Origin of the sequence: uncultured Eudoraea sp. (assembly GCF_947260015.1) — a bacterium.
In the GTDB taxonomy this organism is placed as follows: domain Bacteria; phylum Bacteroidota; class Bacteroidia; order Flavobacteriales; family Flavobacteriaceae; genus Eudoraea.
This window is the reverse complement of sequence record NZ_CAMYOM010000092.1, coordinates 1-2149: the sequence shown is the minus strand read 5'-3', so window position 1 is coordinate 2149 and position 2149 is coordinate 1. Positions and strand designations below refer to the sequence as shown.

2 protein-coding genes are annotated in these 2149 nt (G+C 33.9%); one reads left to right on the top strand and one right to left on the bottom strand.

Translation table 11 applies throughout. The annotated features are described in order from the left end of the window. Positions 1-310 precede the first annotated feature (310 nt). Positions 311-688 carry a hypothetical protein gene (locus Q0X66_RS15825; protein WP_297708090.1) on the top strand — a complete coding sequence of 126 codons (378 nt, stop codon included), beginning with the start codon at positions 311-313 and terminating at the stop codon, positions 686-688. Between the two features lie 728 nt (positions 689-1416). On the opposite strand, the gene Q0X66_RS15820 is transcribed toward Q0X66_RS15825, so the two are convergent. Beyond that, positions 1417-2149 (bottom strand): DUF6090 family protein (locus Q0X66_RS15820; RefSeq protein WP_297708088.1); only part of this gene is annotated, 733 nt, incomplete at its 5' end.

Below are 2149 nucleotides of genomic sequence, written 5' to 3'. Positions count from 1 at the left end.
ATATCCCTAATATGTTGTTATGCAGGGTACAGTCATAGGAATTTTCAAGGCGGTCGCTGTTGGCGGCCAGCAATAGATACTATTTTAAAAATAGATAATAAAGGGATGCACTTGGGTATGATGTAACTATGAAAAAGGATGCTAAGCAGAACAACTTCAGGGCACGAGCGTGACGCTCGCGCTAGCAGGGGGCTTCAGGAACACAAGCGTGAGGCTCGCGCTAACTGGGGCATTATAAATTGGTTGAAGCCAATGCATTTACCGATAATTTATCTATCTTGCGCAGGATATAAAACAAACAAACAAAATTATGAAAAAAGTATTATTTTTTACATTCATTATTGCATTTTCAGCCTCTTTATCGGCACAAACAGTACCTGATGTTAAGACTAGTGATGTCCAAAAGGATGGGATTGAAGCAATATCCAAAGAAAATCCAAACATGGATGCTCAAATAACGGATGCTTTAATGAAGGATGATGGTTTACAAAAAGAAACCATAGATTATCTAAAGTCTAATCCAGAGACTACTAAATCCTTGACTAGTATTCTTGCAAAGAACAAAGGTTCTAATAAGGGAATTATGAAAGCAATTTTAGGGGATAAAGATTTAGCTACAGCAGCGATTGATTTTATTTCAAAGAATCCGGAATTATTGAATAAAGCAATGAAAGTAATTGGGATGTAAAGCTCTTGCCTTCCTGGGTTTGAGGAATTAAAATAATCTAATAAGAGGGTCATTTTAATATTTCTAAAGTAAATGCCTCCAACGTTCCGTATATGGTTTCGTTGGGGTTTTATATTTACTTTTTCCCCTTTGACTTTAACGTAGGAATTTATTATACATATTTTTGAGATTTCGTCTTTCCTTTCCTCCAGTGGAAGTAATTTTTTATTAAAGCAGCGCAATAAGGAGTTATTACAGAAAGTAAGAGAAGTGTGGGAATTCCAGATGCCAACCAGTCACTTGGATATCCAAAAAAACACTCGGCAATTTTTAATCCGATGTGATCTGTAATCACTAAAATTAGGATAGTACTTAAAAACAATACGGTAATAGTCGCTTTAATATTTCCCCCAAAAAAAAATTCAAAAAATTATATTGTACAAAAAGGAGCCATAATCCCGTGATAATTATAAGAGCGATTAAGATATAGTCAAAGTTATATTTGTCCAAAGAGTATTTATTATACGCAAAGACATATCTCCCAAAAGCTGGCATCCACTCTTTTGGAGTTTGGTCCGGATAGTTTCTCCTTCGTTATACTATGGAGAAGGAGCTATCGGGATCTTAACAAAGGATAGAGTAGGAGATAGGTAGCAATTAATTATACATAGTGTTAGCCTTTCGTTTTTGTAATAAATAATTTCTGTTCAAGTCTTAACGAATTTTTTCACTCATTCTTTAATTGAAAACTACTCGGGTAACTGATTTATTAATTTTATGGCAGTGTTTAATGCTGAATTGTATGCGTTAATTGTATTGTTTAAATTATTGCTATTCATTTTAGTTGCTGTTAATAAAGTTTGGTCATTTAAAATTTGGGAATAATCATGAGGAATAGCATAATCCCCGAATTCAAATTCCTTAAAGTGAATTCTTACATATGGTAACCAATAATTTTCAAATTCCAATTTATCGTCTGTGAACTCTCGATGAACCAAAGCAATATCCCTTTCATAGTACTGAGTAAGTAAAATCCGAAGCTCCTTATCCCTTAGAGCTCCCAGATTCAATTCTTTCAATAAATCATATCCCTTTGAAGCCGAGAAAACATTTCTAGCCAAATGGATACGTCCTAAATCGGAACGGACATTTTCATTAAAGCTCCCATTTGTTTCAAGTACGTTTATTATTCTTTTTTGCGCTTCAAAATCTTCAGTACGTAATTCTATGTTACGCTCTAATTCTGCTTTGTCTTGAATTAAATCTTCTTTAATTTCATATAAAACATTTTTAATAGCCAGTGATTCTTTGTAATCTTCATTCCAATTATTGATTTGAAGGGCAATCAATATCCCTATAACCACCAATACAATTTCGCCAAGAGCATACCTCATGTATTTTAAAGGCTTATTATCGTCTGCGAGTTTCTTGCGGATTTTTCTAAAGAAGTTGATCATAAGTGGTGGTTGGTTGTTCTTCCTA